Origin of the sequence: Streptomyces sp. NPDC005648 (assembly GCF_040605395.1) — a bacterium.
In the GTDB taxonomy this organism is placed as follows: Bacteria; Actinomycetota; Actinomycetes; order Streptomycetales; family Streptomycetaceae; genus Streptomyces.
Genome location: NZ_JBEXCS010000009.1, coordinates 21,062 through 38,295, shown reverse-complemented (window position 1 = coordinate 38,295; position 17,234 = coordinate 21,062). Strand labels below are relative to the sequence as shown.

General features: G+C 71.0%; 16 protein-coding genes and 2 tRNA genes. 9 read left to right on the top strand and 9 right to left on the bottom strand.

Going from position 1 to position 17,234, the window contains the following annotated elements; translation table 11 throughout:
* Positions 1–2: 2 nt before the first annotated feature.
* The 4 genes from ABZT17_RS07410 to ABZT17_RS07395 form a co-directional block, all read right to left on the bottom strand.
* A complete protein-coding gene (locus tag ABZT17_RS07410; protein ID WP_356344878.1) occupies positions 3–728 on the bottom strand; it encodes an ABC transporter ATP-binding protein in 726 nt (241 codons plus the stop codon).
* Positions 704–1,555: an ABC transporter permease gene (locus ABZT17_RS07405; RefSeq protein ID WP_356344876.1), complete on the bottom strand. Its 852-nt coding sequence runs from the start codon at positions 1,553–1,555 to the stop codon at positions 704–706. The genes ABZT17_RS07410 and ABZT17_RS07405 overlap by 25 nt, the downstream gene beginning before the upstream one ends.
* Positions 1,552–2,619: an ABC transporter substrate-binding protein gene (locus tag ABZT17_RS07400; RefSeq protein ID WP_356344874.1), complete on the bottom strand. Its 1,068-nt coding sequence runs from the start codon at positions 2,617–2,619 to the stop codon at positions 1,552–1,554. Before ABZT17_RS07400 ends, ABZT17_RS07405 begins: the two co-directional genes overlap by 4 nt.
* Positions 2,620–2,825: 206 nt before the next feature.
* Positions 2,826–4,031, bottom strand: a complete 1,206-nt coding sequence (locus ABZT17_RS07395; RefSeq protein ID WP_356344873.1) for an ROK family protein — start codon at positions 4,029–4,031, stop codon at positions 2,826–2,828.
* Positions 4,032–4,451: 420 nt separating this feature from the next.
* On the opposite strand from ABZT17_RS07395, the gene ABZT17_RS07390 reads away from it, so the two are divergent.
* Positions 4,452–5,039 (top strand): biotin transporter BioY, encoded by a 588-nt coding sequence (locus ABZT17_RS07390; protein WP_356344871.1) that lies wholly within the window; start codon positions 4,452–4,454, stop codon positions 5,037–5,039.
* Here the strand turns inward: ABZT17_RS07390 and ABZT17_RS07385 are convergent.
* The gene (locus tag ABZT17_RS07385) at positions 5,026–6,345 is read right to left on the bottom strand and encodes an FAD-binding oxidoreductase (RefSeq protein ID WP_356344869.1); all 1,320 of its coding nucleotides are present in this window, start codon (positions 6,343–6,345) and stop codon (positions 5,026–5,028) included. The two genes, ABZT17_RS07390 and ABZT17_RS07385, sit on opposite strands and share 14 nt — an antisense overlap.
* 150 nt (positions 6,346–6,495) lie before the next feature.
* Entirely contained in the window at positions 6,496–7,224 is a 729-nt protein-coding gene (locus ABZT17_RS07380) for a hypothetical protein (RefSeq protein WP_356344867.1), read from the bottom strand.
* Positions 7,225–7,457: 233 nt separating this feature from the next.
* Between ABZT17_RS07380 and ABZT17_RS07375 the strand changes: the two genes are divergently transcribed.
* The 3 genes from ABZT17_RS07375 (at position 7,458) to ABZT17_RS07365 (ending at position 11,642) form a co-directional block, all read left to right on the top strand.
* Positions 7,458–10,244 carry a protein kinase gene (locus ABZT17_RS07375; protein WP_356345140.1) on the top strand — a complete coding sequence of 929 codons (2,787 nt, stop codon included), beginning with the start codon at positions 7,458–7,460 and terminating at the stop codon, positions 10,242–10,244.
* Between the two features lie 62 nt (positions 10,245–10,306).
* Positions 10,307–10,795: a ribose-5-phosphate isomerase gene (locus ABZT17_RS07370; RefSeq protein WP_356344865.1), complete on the top strand. Its 489-nt coding sequence runs from the start codon at positions 10,307–10,309 to the stop codon at positions 10,793–10,795.
* 37 nt (positions 10,796–10,832) lie between these two features.
* Complete coding sequence (locus tag ABZT17_RS07365; RefSeq protein ID WP_356344863.1) at positions 10,833–11,642, top strand: DNA-formamidopyrimidine glycosylase family protein; 810 nt, start codon at positions 10,833–10,835, stop codon at positions 11,640–11,642.
* 12 nt (positions 11,643–11,654) lie between these two features.
* Here ABZT17_RS07365 and ABZT17_RS07360 read toward each other — a convergent pair whose 3' ends face one another.
* Positions 11,655–12,884: a GNAT family N-acetyltransferase gene (locus tag ABZT17_RS07360; protein WP_356344861.1), complete on the bottom strand. Its 1,230-nt coding sequence runs from the start codon at positions 12,882–12,884 to the stop codon at positions 11,655–11,657.
* A 162-nt stretch (positions 12,885–13,046) separates the two neighbouring features.
* On the opposite strand from ABZT17_RS07360, the gene ABZT17_RS07355 reads away from it, so the two are divergent.
* Together ABZT17_RS07355 and ABZT17_RS07350 are read left to right on the top strand one after the other, a co-directional pair.
* Positions 13,047–14,225, top strand: a complete 1,179-nt coding sequence (locus ABZT17_RS07355) for a PP2C family protein-serine/threonine phosphatase (RefSeq protein WP_356344859.1) — start codon at positions 13,047–13,049, stop codon at positions 14,223–14,225.
* Positions 14,226–14,257: 32 nt separating this feature from the next.
* Positions 14,258–14,722, top strand: a complete 465-nt coding sequence (locus tag ABZT17_RS07350; RefSeq protein WP_356344857.1) for an HD domain-containing protein — start codon at positions 14,258–14,260, stop codon at positions 14,720–14,722.
* Here ABZT17_RS07350 and ABZT17_RS07345 read toward each other — a convergent pair.
* Entirely contained in the window at positions 14,719–15,813 is a 1,095-nt protein-coding gene (locus ABZT17_RS07345; protein ID WP_356344855.1) for an acyltransferase family protein, read from the bottom strand. The genes ABZT17_RS07350 and ABZT17_RS07345 overlap by 4 nt on opposite strands.
* A 445-nt stretch (positions 15,814–16,258) precedes the next feature.
* Here ABZT17_RS07345 and ABZT17_RS07340 point away from each other — a divergent pair, with 445 nt between their 5' ends.
* Both ABZT17_RS07340 and ABZT17_RS07335 read left to right on the top strand, forming a co-directional pair.
* Entirely contained in the window at positions 16,259–16,453 is a 195-nt protein-coding gene (locus ABZT17_RS07340) for a hypothetical protein (protein WP_026178055.1), read from the top strand.
* A 14-nt stretch (positions 16,454–16,467) separates the two neighbouring features.
* Positions 16,468–16,686, top strand: a complete 219-nt coding sequence (locus ABZT17_RS07335) for a hypothetical protein (protein ID WP_356344852.1) — start codon at positions 16,468–16,470, stop codon at positions 16,684–16,686.
* A gap of 76 nt (positions 16,687–16,762) precedes the next feature.
* Here the strand turns inward: ABZT17_RS07335 and ABZT17_RS07330 are convergent.
* A tRNA-Gly gene (locus ABZT17_RS07330) sits at positions 16,763–16,833 on the bottom strand.
* A gap of 199 nt (positions 16,834–17,032) precedes the next feature.
* On the opposite strand from ABZT17_RS07330, the gene ABZT17_RS07325 reads away from it, so the two are divergent.
* Positions 17,033–17,109 (top strand) — tRNA-Pro (locus tag ABZT17_RS07325).
* The last annotated feature ends 125 nt before the right edge of the window (positions 17,110–17,234 follow it).

Sequence of the window (17,234 nt, the reverse complement as noted above, 5' to 3'; positions counted from 1 at the left end):
GGTCATGCGTGGTCCTCCGTGACGCCCAGCGCGGTCAGCAGCCGTTCGCGGTACTCGCCGAGCAGCGGATCGCGGTACGAGCGCGGGTGCGGGCGGTCGATGGTCAGATCGAGGCCGATACGGCCCTGGTCCAGGACCAGCACCCGGTCGGCCAGCACGATCGCCTCGTCGACGTCATGGGTGACCAGCAGCACGGACGGCTGATGGGCCTTCCACAGCTGTCGCAGCAGGGCGTGCATCCTGATCCGGGTCAGGGCGTCCAGCGCCCCGAACGGCTCGTCCGCCAGCAGGAGTTCGGGCTCACGGACCAGGGAGCGGGCCAGTGCCGCCCGCTGGGCCTCCCCGCCGGAGAGCTCGTTGGGCCAGGCCCGCTCGCGCCCTTTCAGCCCGACCTCGGCAAGAGCGGCGCGCCCCTTCTCCTCGCCGTCCGTGCCCAGCAGTACGTTGTCCAGCACCCGCCGCCAGGGCAGCAGCCGTGAGTCCTGGAACACCACCGACACCCGTTCCGGGGCGGTCAGCCGGCCGCTTCCCGTGACCCCGTGGTCCAGACCCGCGATCGCCCGCAGCAGGGTGCTCTTGCCGGAGCCGCTGTGCCCGAGCAGCGCCGTGAACTGGCCGGCGGGCAGGTCGAGGTCGATGCCGTCGAGGACCGTACGGCCCTCGAACGACCGTGTCAGGCCCCGGAGTCGGACGGCCGGCCGGGTCAGCTGCTCAGTGTGCGGCGCCATGACAGCACCCTCCGTTCGATGAGACGGACCGCGCTGTCGGAGAACAGGCCGAAGACGCCGTAGACGAGAAGGCCCACGAGGATGACGTCGGACTGGCCGTAGTTCTGGGCCTGGAACATCATGTAGCCGAGACCGCTGGTGGCGTTGATCTGCTCCAGGACCACCAGGCCCAGCCAGGACCCGGTCACCCCGAGCCGGAGTCCCACGAAGAATCCGGGCAGCGCGCCGGGGATGACGATCTGGCGGATGAACTGGAACCTCGACAGGCCCTGGACCTCGGCCAGTTCGACGAAACGGCTGTCGATGCCGGAGAGCGCCGCGTGGGTGTTCAGATAGATCGGGATGTAGACGACGATCGCGATGATGGCGATCTTGAAGGCCTCGCCGATGCCCAGCCAGAGGATGAACAGGGGGATCAGGCCCAGGGTCGGGATCGCCCGGTTGAGCTGCACGGTTCCGTCGATCAGCGCCTCGCCGACCCGGCTCAGCCCGGAGGCGAGGGCCAGCAGCACTCCGGCGGCGAGGCCGATCGCGAAGCCGTACGCGGCCCGTTCGAGGGAGGTCAGGATGTCGGTGGGCAGCGTCCCGGCGGTCCACAGGCGGCCGGCGGTCCGCAGCACCGTCCAGGGCGCCGGGATCGCGCCGGGGTCGAGCTGTCCTGCGGCCGAGGCGACGGCCCACACGGCGACGAACAGGGCGGGGCCGATCAGCCGGCCGGCGGGCAGACTCCTGCCGGGGTAGAGGCCGCGCCTGCGTCGCCGTACCCGAGGACCGTCCGTCCCGACGACGGGCGGGGCGGCTGTGGTTGTGGTGGTCACGGCGCTCACCTCCGGTACTCCGCCGGTACGGCCTTGGCGGCGAGGGACTCGAAGCGGTGGTCGAAGAGCGAGGACACGTCGAACTTCTTCACGAAGCCGCCCTCGGCGAGCAGATCGGCGGTCTCCTGCTCCCACTTGATGGCCTCGGCCCAACTCAGCGGGAACAGCGGCTTGTTGGCGAGGTCGGAGATCGACTTGGCCTGGGCGGGGGTCAGGTTCTGCGTCTTGACGTAGAACTCCTCGTTCCAGATGGCGGGGTTCTCGTACTGCCAGACCTGGCCCTTGGCCCAGTACGGGATGTAGGCGGCGACCGCGGCGGCCTTCGCCGGGTCGTTGAGGACCGGGACCGGCGCCCACAGCAGGTTGAGCAGGTCGACGACGTCCGTGGTGATGGCGTGGGCGCCCTTGGAGCTGTACTGCTGCAGATAGGCGGGCGCCTGGCTGTTGGCGAGCGGGGCGATGTCGACCTGGCCGGACTGCAGGGCGGTCAGGAACTGGTTGCTGGTCAGCGGGACCAGCTTCACGTCGTCGTACTTCAGGCCGGCCCGCTTCAACGCCCGCAGCAGCACCACTCCTTGGGCCTGGCCCTGCGAGAAGGCGAGCTTCTTGCCCTTGAAGTCGGCGACCGACCGGATGTCGCTGCCCGGCTTGGTGGCGAACAGGTAGTTCGGCTTGCGGGTGATGCCGATCGCGACGATCTTCGCGGCGAAGCCCTGGTAGTGCGCCTGGATCGGCGGAATGCCCGCGTTGTTGGCGAGGTCCAGGGACTTCGCGCGGAACGCGTTGATGACATCGGGGCCGGCGCCGATGTTCACCCAGCTCGACACCTTGAACGGCGGATCGCCCAAACGGGCCAGCTTGAACTGGAGTTGCTGGGTGCCGAGATACGAGGCGATCTTCAGGCTCGTACCGGCCGGGACCTTGTCGGCGAGCGGCGCGGACGAGACGCCCTTGGTGTCGGCGGCCGCACTGCCGCCGGCGCACCCGCTGAGTCCGGCGACACCCGCGGCGGCACCGAGGATCGAGGTGAGGAAGAGACGCCGGTCGACGCCGGACGTGCGGGAAATAGGCATGGGAAAGCTCCCTGAATCTGCACTTGGTCAGCGCAAGAGAAAGTCACCGAGAAGGGAATCAACGCAGGGGAAATGAGCGCGTCACGCGGGGCAACGTGTCAGCAACAAAGGGCGCGACAGTACAGGTGCGGGCTCATGACCAGCATGTTCTCCGCCCCGCGGAACCCCTGTCAACATTCGGAGTTTCTGAATTAATTCCGCTGAGGTCAGGCTGCCAGTGGGTCCCGGTAAAGCACGTCGAGGGCCACCGAACCGCCCGCCACCGCGAGCACGGAATCCGGGAAACTCGTCGGCACGACGGAACCGGCGCGCCGCGCACCGACCCCCGCGCGCAGCGCCTCCAGGCAGTCCTGGCGATGGATGACGCCGACCTCGGTCACCACCACCGTCTCCGGGTTCAGCACGTCCAGCAGCAGACGGGCCGCCCGGCCGATCGCACCGGCCCGTGCCACCAGCAGCCGTACGGCCTCCGCGTCCCCCGCCTCGGCCGCCGCGACGACATGCATGGGGTTGACGCCCTCGACGAGACCCGCCTCCCGGGCCCGCCGGCACAGCGTCCGCTCGCTCAACTCGGCCTGAAGGCAGCCGACCTGGCCGCAGTCGCAGGGTTCGGTGCCGCCCGGCACCGGCAGATGGGCGATGGCGCCGGCCTGCGAACGGGGCCCGTGGTGCACCTCGTCGCCGGTGGCGAACGCCGCGTCGACCACGTTGCCGACGAACAGGTGCAGCACGCTTCCGCTGCCCCGGGCCCGTCCGAACAGCCGCTCGCCGTTGACCAACGCCCGTGCGTGACCGTCGACATGGACCGGCAGCCCGGTGCGTTCGCCGAGGGTCTCGCGCACCGCCACATCCCGCCAGCCGAGCAGCGGGTGTTCGACGACGACCCCGGACTCCCGGTCGACCCAGCCGCCGACCGCGACGCCCACCCCGAGCGGCCGACAGCCGGGAGCACCCGCGATCAGCCCGGCGATGCCCTCGGCGGCCCGCCCCAACACCCAGTCCGGGTCGATGCGTTCGTGCTTCAGCTCACGCCGGGCCACCACCCGGCCGCGCAGATCGAGCAGGGCGACCGTGGTGTACGGCACGGCCACATGGACGCCGGCCACCACGAACCGCGAGTCGTCGAGATCGACGGGCACATGGGGGCGGCCGACGCCGTTGGACCGCCGAGGTGCGGTCGCCTCCCGGATGAGCCCGCGTTCGGTGAAGCGGGCGCAGTAGTCGGTCACCGACGCCGGTGACAGCCCGGTCAGCCGGGCGATGGTGGAGCGCGCCACCGGCCCGTGCTCCAGCACGGACCGCAGCACGACACTGGCGCTCGTCCGGCGCCGCTCGTCACGGGGCGGAGGGGGCGGAGGGGGCGGAGGAGAAGGGGGAGCGGAGGTGAGAGTGGTTGCCGCGGTACGGGGCATGGAGATCATCCTCGGAGAACGGGTCCGACACTGCGCCGTCTCGTACAGCGAGGCACACCGGATTCCGCTCGGCCGCCCCGCTAACTCCGGCGACAGGCGGACGCGCCGACTCGCCGCAGGTCGACATGGCGACGCGACGAGAAGTTCCGTGACTGGGCGACCATATGCCCGAAGCTAGCAAAACCGGCCAACGCTGCCCAGACGGCGACCGACGGGCGAGACGGCGGGCCGCCGCTCCGCGAGAGCGGCCTCACCCCTGCCGGGTGACCGGTGTCACGCCGTACCCGGTGTAAGCCGCATCCTTTGTCCGGAGCCCACGAACCCGCAGCTCCAGGCTTTGTCGGGCGCTGACGGTGATCGCCGCGAGTCCGCTGGGTTAGCGTCGCGGAGTCCCCGTCCGTCCCGATCCGCGGAGTCCCCATGAGCACCGCCACCGCCACCGCCGCCCCCGCCCGCACCGGCCAGGTCCTCGCCGACCTGCTCCCCGCCTCCCGTGTCCGGGACGCGGCCCTCGTGCTCGGCGGTGCCGCGCTCACCGGTCTCGCGGCCCAGATCTCCGTCCCGGTCCCCGGCTCCCCGGTCCCGGTCACCGGACAGACCTTCGCCGCGCTCCTGGTCGGCACCACCCTCGGCGCGAGCCGCGGCCTGTCCGCGCTCGTGCTGTACGCGCTGGCCGGCCTGGCCGGCGTCCCGTGGTTCGCAGGCGGCACCTCCGGAGTCTCCGTCTCCTTCGGCTACATCCTCGGCATGCTGCTCGCGTCCACCGTCGTGGGCGCCCTGGCCCGCCGTGGCGCCGACCGCGATGTGCTGCGCATGGCGGGCACGATGCTGCTGGGCGAGGCGCTCATCTACGCCATCGGCGTCCCGTACCTGGCCTACGCCGCCGACATGTCCGCCTCCGCCGCCGTCGCCGCGGGCCTCACCCCGTTCCTGCTCGGCGACGCCCTCAAGGCGGCCCTGGCGATGGGCGTCACCCCCACCGCCTGGAAGCTCGTCAACAAGCGCTGAGGTTGTAGTTGTCGCGGAAGAGGTTCGCCGGGTCGTACCGGGACTTGAGCCCCACGAGCCTCTTCAGCGTCTCCTCGCCGTACAGCCCCGCGGTCCGGTCCCCGGCCCCGAAGGCGAAGTTGAGCGCCCGCCCGAGCGTCTCGTCGCCGAGCAGCGCGAACGCGGGATCGAGCACCTCCCGCGCCTTCTCCCGGTCCCCCACCGCCAACAGCCGGACCAGGAAACGCCCTTCGCGATACGGCACCGCGTTGGCCGCGGGCCGGGCGAGCGCACCGCCCAGATGGTTGATCTGCGCGACACACATCGGCCCACCGGCGTCCGGCCCGACCCGCCGCAGCACCTCACCCGCCTTGCCGGCGTCCAGCGCGCCCAGCACCGCGCTGTCCCCGTAGTAGGCGTGCGGAACGTCCGGGTCGCTGTGGATGGTGTGGCTCTCGGCATACGGCATCTCCCGCAGCGAGTCGGCCAGTACCGGCCCCGACTCCCGCAACGGTCCGACGAGTTCGTCACCGTCCGCCCCCGTGTACGCGATCCGCACGGACACCACGTACCGCCCCCGCAGACGCGGCGGCAACGCCGGCAGATCCGGATACGGTACGGCCGCGAAGGACGAGGTCATCCCGTCCGGCACGGTCCGCGTCCACTGCTCGTACGCCCTCAGCAGGACCGCCGGATCGACCTCGCGCCCGTCGAAGGCGAGCGAGCCGCCGTACAGCGTCCGCACCGGTACGAGGCCGATCTCCAACTCGGTGACGATGCCGAAGTTGTGCCCGCCGCCGAGGAGCGCCCAGTACAGATCGGGCTCCGACTCCCGTGTCACCCGGCGCGGTCGCCCGTCGGCGGTCACCACGTCGAGGGACCGCACATGGTCGGCCGCGTACCCGAACTCCCGGGCGAGGATGCCCAGTCCGCCGCTCAGCGTGAAGGAGACGGCGCCGACGCCCGGCGCGGAGCCGTTGAGGGGCGCGAGCCCGTACGGGGCGGCGGCCGCCACGACCTGTCCCCAGCGCACACCCGCCCCCACCCGGACCGTACGGGCCTCCGGGTCCACCACCACCCGGTCCATCCGCTTCGTCGTGACGAGCACACCACCCTCCGAGGCACCGGGCAGCCCGTGCCCCGTGGCCCGCACCCCGACCGACAGGCCGCGCTCGGCCGCGTACCGCACGGCGGCGACGACGTCCTCGGCCGAGGAGGCGGCGTAGACGATCGCGGGCCGTTGCGTGAACCCGGTCTGGAAACCGGCGAGTTCCTCGTCGTAGCCGGGATCGCCGGGGCGGAGGACGAGCAGATCGGTGGTGTTCATGGCGCCGATGCTGCCCGCATAACCTGACAGGTGCCGTCAGCTTTTTCGGGGCTGTGGGGATTTGAGGCCTCGGGCGCGACGGAGTCCGGATTCGGGGCGGTGGCCGGGACGCGTGAACGTCCCGGCCACCGATCGCTCGTGTCCCCGTGGTCAGCCGGCCAGGCGCCGGGCCGTCGGCCGCCTGGTGGACCACCACAGCCCGGCCGCACCGGCGGCCATCAGCGTGGCGCCCGCCGCGCCCAGCGGCAGGATGTCCCGGCCCACGCCCGTCTTGGGCAGCTGGTCGCCGCCCGGTGCCACCGGCTTGTTGTCGGTACCGAGGAGCAGCGGTGTCGCCGGGGCGTTCGGCGAGTGGTCGTTCGTGCCGAACGGCACCGGCCCCTGCTGCCAGTAGGTCTTCTTCCCGTCGCCGGTCTGCACCGGCAGGCAGATCTCCCCCTTCTTGCCGAGATCGAATGTCGCGTCGACCGCGTACGACTTCGACTTACCGGCGGCGAGATTACCGACGGCGCAGCTGAAACCGCTGTTCGAGCCCTTCGGCAGATCTTTGTCGGCGATCGCCGAACAGCCTTCGACGGAATTGACCTTGAGACCGTCGAAACCGACCACCAGCAGGTTCACGGTGCCGCTGTCCTTGGTTCCGTCGTTCTTCACGGTCGCGGTGATCGCGGTTTTGTGTGAACTGTTGTCGACCGAGATCCTCGACGGCAGCAGCGTGGTCAGTTTCACGCCCTTCGGCGGCTGGTCGACGACCTTTCCCCCCTTGCTGCTTCCGGGTCCCTGATCGTCGGCGCTGGCCGTGAAGGGCAGGATCATCACGGCCGAGAAAGATGCCGTGACCAGTGATCCCACGATCACGGTCGTACGACGAGAACTCATGTTCGTCCCCCTTGCGTCCCCCTGGGCTGCGCCTGAATTCGCAGTACTTGAAGAGGTACCACAAGATTTCTCCGGACTATGCTGGTACGGCGCTAAGTGTGACCATTGTGTTCTGTTCGGGGCGGTCGTTGAGGGGGTGCGGCGGATTGCCGGGGAATGCGAGGAGTGGCGGTGTTCCAGGGCTATTGGTGACGGGGCGCTACCGGTTGGTCGAGAGTATCGGCCAGGGGGGAATGGGGCGGGTGTGGCGGGCGACCGACGAAATGCTCGACCGTTCCGTCGCCGTCAAGGAGATGCGCATAGACGGACTGGACGCCGAGGACACCCGCACCCGCCGTGAGCGGACGCTGCGTGAGGCGAGGGCGACGGCGCGGATCGACCACCCGAACGTGGTGCGGGTCTACGACGTCGTGGACGAGGGCGAACGCCTGTGGATCGTCATGGAGTTGGTGGTGGGCCGCTCCCTCGAACGCATGATGGTCGAGGACGGCCCGCTGGCGCCGCGCGAGACGGCCCGCATAGGGCTCGGCCTCGTCGCCGCGCTCCGCCAGGTCCATGCCCGCGGGGTCCTGCACCGGGACATCAAACCGGGGAACGTCCTGGTCGAGTCCGCGGCCGCCTACCGCATCGTCCTCACGGACTTCGGCATCGCCGCGATCCAGGACGCCAAGGCCCTCACGATGGTGGGCATGCTGGTCGGCTCCCCCGACTACATGGCGCCCGAACGCGTCTCCGGTCGTCCCCAGGGCCCGCCCTCGGACATCTGGTCCCTCGGTGCGACGCTCTGCGCGGCGCTCGGCGGGCGCTCCCCGTTCTCCCGCGACACCACCCTGGCGACGCTGCACGCGGTGCTCTACGAGGAGCCCGAAATCCCTTCCTCGGCAGGCCCGTTGAGCGACGTCCTCGCCGCCCTCCTGGAGAAGGACCCCTCGGTCCGCCCCAGCCTGCACGACGTTTCGGAGGCCCTGCGCCCCATCGCCTTCCCACCCACCATGCCGACGATTCCCGTGGGCGGGGGAGCGGGCGAGGGGGGAGCGGGTACGGGTGGGGGAGCGGACCGGAAGACCCGGTTCGGGGCCGGGTCGGGGAATCCGGCCACCCCGCTGAGCGGTCGGCCCGGGCAGGACGGGACCGAGGGCTCGCCGGAGCCCGAGCCCACCCCGTCCGACGGGCCCGCCTTCGCCCCCGATCCCGCCTCCGATCCCGCCTCCGATCCCGATCCCGATCCCGAGACGAGGCCGACGCCGTACCCCTCCGCAGGCAGGTCCTCACGTGCGGCTGGTCCCGTGTCTCGGGGTGGCCGCTCCGATGGTGTGGGGCCGGCTGCGGAGGCCGAGCCGACAGGTGGTTCCGGTGCTGAGGCCGGCGCGGGTCCAGGTACGAAGTCCGAGCCGATACACGGGTCCGGTCACCACCCCTCGGCGGCACCCACCGCACCGACGACCGAGCCACCGAGCCGCCCCACACCCGCCCGGAACGCGAAAGCGGAACACACCGCCGACACCACGCCCCTCTCCGACCCACCCGAAGCAACAGCGCCGACAACCCCAACCCCACCCCCGACCTCTCACTCGTCCGAGGATGCTGCTCCGGCGACCCCAGCGCCCCAACCGCCCGAGGCCGCCCCCGCACCGGCCCCCGCTCCGACCTCTGTCCCGCAACCGTCCGAGGCCGTCTCCCCACCGGCCTCCGTCCCCCCACCGTCCGAGGCCGCCGGCTCCGCAGTAACCCCCACTCCCCGGCCGTCCGAGCCGTCCGAGCCGTCCGACGACCCCGTACCCCCCTTCCCTTGGTCCTCCTCCGAGGCGCCCACCCCCTCCTATCTCGGCACCCGCCTCGTGCGCGCCGCACGCGATCCCCGGCGGTCCGATCCCGTGGAGGACACCCCGCCCCAGGACCGTCCACCCACCCACGACTTCGACAGCCGGCCCCGAACATCCGTGCCACAGCCCACGTCCGTCCAGGACGCACCGTCAGAAGCACCCGCACCCCCACCCCCACCGGCGCCATCGACCGACGCCCCCGCCCGACCGGCATCGCAGACCACCGCCGCTACGGCGTCCGGCGCGGCGTTCCCCGCCTCGAACGCCTCCACCGAAGTCCCCTCGGAGCTCCGTTCCGACGTCCGTTCCGAGAACCCGTCGGTTCCCACCCCGCACCCGGCCACCCAGCTTCCCGCCCACTCCACCGACCCCCACCACACCGGCGTCTCCCTCATCCGCGCCCAGGCGGTGACGCAACCCCGCCCCATCCGGGAGAACGGCGCCGCAACCCGGCGCAGCGCCCCCCACCCTCCGCAGACCCCGAACCCCCCGCTGAACCCCTCGCCCACGTCGCAGCCCCGACTCCCGCACGACCCACCCGCTCCCCGCCCGCACCGCACCCCCGAGGCCGAACCCCACGCCCCCCGCCGCCGCACCGCGCTCCTCGCCGGTGTCGGTCTGCTCGCCGCCGCCGGAGTCGTCGTAGCGGCCGTCCTCTTCTCGCACTCGGGCTCGCCCGGTCATGACAAGGCGGGTTCCCCGGGCTCCACCACCACCCCGGCCTCGTCCGCCCCTACGGTCGACGGCACGGCCAGGCCCCCCAGCACCCCGCCGGGCACCGTCGACGAGTCCGGTCTGTTCAGCTGGGTTCCGCCGAAGGGGTGGAAACGGACGGTGCTGAGCGGCTCCTCGGTGCAGTACACCTCGCCCGACGGCAACCAGGAGATCGTCGGCCGGGCCAGCCTGGCGACCAAGGGGACCACGCTCCTGCAGAACTGGCAGCAGGAGGAGGCCGCGCACACCAGCAAGGGCGCCGGCTACCAGCGGATCCGGCTGCGGGAGACCACCTTCAAGGGCCGCCCCGCGGTCGAATGGGAGTACCTCGTCGACGTCCAGGGCGCCCCCTGGCACACCCGTCTCCTCGGCTTCCGCAAGGGAAAGATGTCGTACGAGATCAGCACCTGGTACCGGCCGGACACCGAGTCCACCGCCCTCCCGGTCTACGACAGGGTCAGGGACACCTTCACCCCGCAGTGAGCCCGCACCCGGGCCACCACCCCGCGCTGCCGCCCCGAAACAGCCATGTCACACTCGGAGCCATGCGCGTGTATATCGGCTCCGACCATGCCGGCTTCGAACTCAAGAACCACCTCGTCGAGTGGCTCAAGGCGGCTGGCCACGACCCCGTCGACTGCGGCCCGCACATCTACGACGCCCAGGACGACTACCCGCCCTTCTGCCTCCGCGCCGCCGAGAAGACGGCCGCGGACCCCGACTCCCTCGGCGTCGTGATCGGCGGCTCCGGCAACGGCGAGCAGATCGCCGCGAACAAGGTGAAGGGCGTACGGGCCGCTCTCGCGTGGAGCGAGGAGACGGCGTCCCTGGGACGCCAGCACAACAACGCCAACGTCGTCGCCGTCGGCGGGCGCATGCACACCACGGAGGAGGCGACGAAGTTCGTCGAGATCTTCCTGAACACGCCGTTCTCCGAGGACGAGCGCCACATCCGCCGTATCGACATGCTCGCGGACTACGAGACGACGGGCGAGCTGCCCCCGATCCCGGCGCACCACCCGCAGCAGGGCTGAACCGAACGCCCCAGGGGCTGGGAAAGGAACGGGCACCGTGCCAGAGGGGCACACGATCCACCGGCTGGCGTCGGACTACGCCGACCGCTTCTCCGGCACGGCACCACGGGTGACCAGCCCCCAGGGCAAGTTCTCGGACGCCGCCGCACTCCTCGACGGCGCCGAGCTCACCCGCACCGAGGCCCATGGCAAGCACCTCTTCCTCGGCTTCCGCGACACCGACTGGGTCCATATCCACCTCGGCCTCTTCGGCAAGGTGAACTTCGGTGCCGCCCCGCCGCCCCCGCCCACCGACACGGTCCGGCTGCGCCTCGCGAACGACCTGTCGTACGTCGATCTGCGCGGCCCGACGACCTGCGCCCTCATCACGGACGCCGAGAAGCGGGCCATACACGGCAGGCTGGGCCCCGACCCACTGCGCGCGGACGCCGACCCGCAGGCGGCGTACCGGCGGATCTCCCGCAGCCGTACGACGGTCGCCGCGCTGCTCATGGACCAGAAGGTGATCGCGGGCGTGGGGAACGTGTACCGCGCCGAGGTGCTGTTCCGGCACGGCATCGACCCCTACCGCCCGGGCAGGGACGTCACCCCGGCCGAGTGGGAGCTGATCTGGGCGGACCTGGTCGCGCTGATGCACGAGGGCGTCCGCAACAACCGCATCGACACCGTCCGCCCCGAGCACACCCCCGAGGCGATGGGCCGTCCGCCGCGCGTCGACGACCACGGCGGCGAGGTCTACGTCTACCGCCGGGCCACCCTGCCCTGCCACATCTGCGGCGGCGAGATCCGCACCGCCGATCTCGCCGCCCGCAACCTCTTCTGGTGCCCGACCTGCCAGACGCGGTGAGCTGAGACCCGGTCAGAACCCGTGCGGCAGCCACGGGGCGACCGCGGAGCCGAAGGCCAGGGACGCCTCCGCGAGGGCGCCCTGGCGCAGCTCCCGCACCCGGCCGGCCGCCGCGAGTGCGTCGAGGCTCACGCCGCCGAGGTACGCCGAGCCCAACTCCCTTACCGACAGGGCGAGATCGGCCGGGTCCTCGGTACGACGGCAGGACGCGCCCTTCGGATCGCCGGTCAGCCGCCAACGCCCGCCGTTCCAGGGGCAGAAGGCGTCCTCGACGTCCAACACCACGTCCACCGGCGCCTGGTAGGTACGGGCCTCCAGCGCGGCGCCGACGTCCACCAGCCGTATGTGCAGCGAGTCCCGCACCAGCAGCGAGCAGCGGCGGATGTCGGAGACCAGGTGCTGCCACCCCTCGTCCACCGGCCGGCGCCGCGCGTCGATCCTCGAGGTCAGGTCGATGCCGAACAGGAACCGCCACAGCGCCGCGTGCGCGGCCGGGTCCAGCGCATCGGCGTCCCGCACGACCACCGTCCCGTTGGGCCCCGCGGGCCCCCAGTCCGGCTTGACCCGGAACCGCGTGTACCCGACGACCTCCCCGTCCCGCTCCGCGACCACGCACTGCAACGGCGACGCGCCGTCCCGGTCGCTCTCCGGGTCCAGCACCCCGAGCCGCTCCCAGCCCGGGGCCCGCACGAGCATCCCCGGCCGCCGCGCGGCCAGTTGGGCGTAGACCGCCTCGCACACGTCGAGGACATCGGCCGGATTGGCGTACCTGAGCCGTACGTCGTCGGTGCCGGGCGGCACGTTCAGCCGCACACGGCTGGTGTCGATCTCGGCGTTCACGTGGTAGGTCCCCAGGCCGTAGCCGAAGCGGCCGTAGATCGCCGGCTCCGAGGCCGTCAGCACGGCCACCGACTCGCCCCAGGACCGTACGTCGTCCAACTGCCGCCGCATCATGGCCGTCAGAAGCCCGCGCCGCCGGTGTGTGGCGGCCACGCCGACCATCGTCACCCCGGCGGCCGGCACCGCGGCACCGCCGGGCACGGTCAGCCGGAAGGAGAACGCGCCAGCCGTGCCGACGCAGGAGTCACCGTCCCAGGCTCCGATGGATCGTTCCGTCTCGGTCAGATCGCGCCACAGCGCCCGCTCCTCGGCCGACTCCGGCACCCCGCCGAAGGCGCGGAGCAGGCTGTCGTACCACTCGTCCCATTCGTCCTTTACGAGCACCCGCAAGTCAGTCCCCATGAACCATGCCTACCAGCGCATCGCAGGACGGGCGAGGGAATTTCGCCTTGGCGGCGACGAAGCGGCCGCTCGTGAAGTTCACTGTGAAGTTGAACCTCGGACGGGGGACAAGTGGGACCTCCCGTGCCAAGCAGCTGGTCCGATGGATAGGGTCCCGAACTAATGGCAGCAGGACGAGAGCGGCGCGCGGAAGCCGAGACGTTCACGGCCCGGTTGAGGATGCAGTGGCACCGGGTCCGCGTCGGCGTGCGCAGAAGCGCCGTGGACTACTTCCGCGGCGACGGCTCGGAGTGGATCGCGCTCGGGCTGCTGCTCCTCACCATCCCGGTGATCGCCGCCGTGACCCTGGCCAACTCGGTGTGGTGCTCCCCGGCCGCGCTGGTCATCCCGATCGTCGCCGGCGGTCTGCTGCTGCGCCCGGCGAGCCTGCTCGGCCTGTACGCGGCCGCGGCGACCGCGCTGATCGTGGAGTCGGTGCAGCTCGGGCCGTACACCGAGGGGCCCTCGCGGGTCACCCCGGGCGTGGTCCTGGTGGTCGCCGCCTGCGGTTTCTTCGGGCTGCTGGTGGCACAGTTCCGCAGCCGGGTCGGCGTGCCCTGGCGGCGCGGCGGCACCATGCTGTTCGACCTGCGTGAACGCATCCGCGTCCAGAGCAAGCTGCCCAAGCTGCCGGACGGCTGGCACCGCGAGATGGCCCTGCGCCCGGCGGGCGGCCAGTCCTTCTCCGGCGACTTCGTGGTGGCGTCCCGCACCAATGGAGGGCGCACCCTGGAGGTCGTCCTCACGGACGTCTCCGGCAAGGGCATGGACGCGGGTTCGCGCGCCCTGCTCCTGTCCGGCGCGTTCGGCGGTCTGCTGGGCTCCCTGCCCCCGCACGCGTTCCTCCCGGCCGCCAACGGCTACCTCCTGCGCCAGGACTGGGACGAGGGCTTCGCGACCTCCATCCACCTCGTCCTGGACCTCGACTCCGGCGACTACGAGCTCTACTCCGCGGGCCATCCACCGGGACTCCAGCTCAGCGCGGGCAGCGGACGCTGGGAGGAGAAGGCGGCCGAGGGGCCGCTGCTGGGGGTGTACGACGGCGCCCAGTTCGACCCCGTGAAGGGCTCGCTGCGGCCCGGAGACGTCCTGATGCTGTTCACGGACGGTCTGGTGGAGACCTCCGACCGGGACATCGTCGAGGGCATCGACCGGCTGACCGGGGAGGCCGACCGGTATGTGGCCGGCGGCTTCCACGGCGCCGCCTGGCATCTCATCGAGGCCGTCGCGAAGGACGTCAACGATGACAGGGCGCTGCTGCTGATCTGCCGCGAGGGACCGACGGCGGCCGCGACCCGCTGAGCGGCGCCTGCGAGACGACACGGGGAAAAGGGATGAACCTGTCACTGCCGGACGTCGAGAGAATCGCCCGTGAGGCCCACGAGGGGCAGACCGACAAGGCCGGGCGGCCGTACGCCGAGCACCTCCAGGCCGTCGCCGAGGGCGTACGGGCGCGGGGCGGCGACGACGACCAGATCGCGGCGGCCTGGCTGCACGACGCCGTCGAGGACGACGCGCTGTCCGAGCGCTGGCTGGAGGAGGCCGCCCTGAGCCGCCGTACGAAGGACATGGTGCTCGCGGTCACCAAGCGCGCGGGGGAGACGCCGGAGGCGTACGCGGGGCGCGTGCTGGCCACGCCAGGCGCGCTCCTGGTCAAGGAGGCCGACCTGGCGCACAACGCCGACCCGGCCCGCCTCGCCCGCCTCGCCGACCCGGCCACCCGCACACGGCTGACCGCGAAGTACACCCGGATGCGCGCGCTCCTCGGCCTGGAGCCGGGGCAGAGGGATACCCCCTAGACGTCGGCCAGTTCGTGCCGGCGGTCCTTTTCGGCCGTTTCCCGGTCGTGTTCCCGCTCCCGCGCCGGGTCGGCCGGGTCCGCCGGTTCCGGCCTGAACGCCCACTTCATCTCGGGCTCCACGACGCACCCGAAGACTCGCCGGACCGGCTTGGTGCACAGGAGCGTGACCACGGCGGCGGCGAGGACCGTCACCAGGATCTCGCCGAGCGGCTCGCGCATCCAGCTGTGGTCGAACCAGCCGTAGAAGTCACCGGCCTTGATGACGAGACCGTGCAGCAGATAGCCGTACAGCGTGCCCGTGCCGAGCGGCGTGAACCACGTCCTGCGGCCCGGTACCCAGGCGAAGAAGCAGGCCGTCAGCAGCAGCGCGCAGCCGAACAGCACGAGGGTCATGACCGGCCCCGACCACCAGGGCGCGGCCAACTCCTGGGCGGCGTCCCGGTGGTAGAACCACGCGGTGTCCATCCGCGGCACCGCCCACCAGCCGACGGCGAGCGCGGTCGCGAAGACCGGCACCGCCGCGATCCGCATCGTCCGGGTGCGCACCCGCCGGAAGTGCTCGGGCCTCATGCACAGACCCAGCACGAAGTACGGCAGGAACTGCAGGACGCGCTGCAGGTCGAGGTCGTCGCCGATCTCCGGCGAGACGCCGGCCAGCATCGCGATGCCTAGCGCGAGGGGCAGCGGCCAACGGACCGTCTTCCACAGCGGGGTGGTGAGCCGCCAGATGAACAGGGCGACCAGGAACCAGGTGAGGTACCACGGGTCGAGCAGGCTGACGGCCATGCCGGGGTCGTGGTCGCCGTAGCGCTTGAAGAGGGAGTACACCGTCTCGAAGACGACATACGGTACGGCGACGCCGGTGACCAGCCGCCTCAGACGGTCGGGTCGCATGTCGAAACCGCGGCTGAAGTAGCCGGAGATGATGATGAACGCCGGCATGTGGAAGGTGTACACGACGCTGTACGCGGCCTCCAGGACGCGGCTGTCGCCCTTCAGCGGCTCCCAGGAGTGGGCCATGGCCACGAGCACGATCGCCAGGTACTTGGCGTTGTCGAAGAAGGAATCACGCTGCTTGCCGGGAAACATTTGAGGGACCCTAGCGTCGGCTGCGGGTTTCCGTAAAACCGGCGATGCCATTTCCAACCGCTCGCCATATGCACCGTTTAGTCCTGAATAATCCGGACAACAAGTGTCGTATCGCACGGTCCTTGACGCGCCCGCGACGGCAATTCGAAATATCCGCGCACGAGTTGTGTGGACATGGAAACGACGTCGTGGCTCGGCGCGCCGAATTCGTTGACCAATGCCCGTCCGGGTGCCCTCTCGAATTGTCTTGCGAACGGCCGGGGTTGGCCGTGGCGGCGCGGGTGCGACCGCATGGTTCCGGCAAAGGTGCGGCACAGGTGTGGGGATGATGTCCCACCAGCCGCATACGTGGGGCCGGTTGGTGGCACGATGGTTCTGGCGGGGGTGCGCGGGGCCTGGCACCCCCGGGCCGGGAGAGCGGACCGACCGTAGGGTGTGATCAGTTGTGGCCATTTCACTGTCAGTGGTGCTGCTGTTGGCGATCATCCTGGTGGTGTTGATCCGGGGAGGCTCCATCAAGGCCGGCCCGGCCATCGTGGCGATCCTGTTCGGCTTCTTCCTCGCCTCGACGGGCATGGCCCCCTCGATCAACCGCTTCCTCAACTCGATAGCGGAGACGATCAACTCGATCAGCTTCTGACCTCGGGCGGGCAAATGATTCTCTTCGTGCCGGCCGGCCTGCTGGTCCTGGCCGCCCTCGTCCTCGGCGTGCTCAGCGACCGCCGGACACGACGCCGCGGCGGCCGCAACCGGGACAGCCGCAGCATGGAAGTCGACGCGCACGAGACCAGGCGTGATCTGCGGGCCTGGAAGCGCGCGTCCAGAGGCAACAACGGAGACGATCTCTCCTGGATGAGCCATCGCCGGCGGTGAACGCATCCGCTTGGAACGAGTCAGGCCCGGGCGAGCGGGTGAACACCCTCTCGCCCGGGCCTGAGCCGTCATCCGGAGCGGGCGACGGGAATCGAACCCGCGTAGCTAGTTTGGAAGACTAGGGCTCTACCATTGAGCTACGCCCGCACAGTGCGCGCCGCAGGTGAGGTGACCGCGGCACTGGAGGCATCGTAGCGGGTCGGCCCGCCCCGGCGCACATCCCATCGCCCGGACGTCTGCCCGTGCGCCTGTCCGCGCGTCGGCTCGCCGACGGCGTTTCCGGCGTCGGTCGGTAAATGCGGCGGTCGCACAGCGTGCGGGCATGTACCCTACGTGTCGCACCAGACGGGGTGTGGCGCAGCTTGGTAGCGCGTCCGCTTTGGGAGCGGAAGGCCGTGGGTTCAAATCCCGCCACCCCGACCATTCACCGGTCGACGTCGGCCACTGGCCCGATCGGCTCTCTTGATCGCCTTTGGGGCGTGTCGCCGCTGCCGTTACTATGCAAGCTGCATGCCCGTGTGTCTCTCTGCCGGGCACGATCCCTAAAG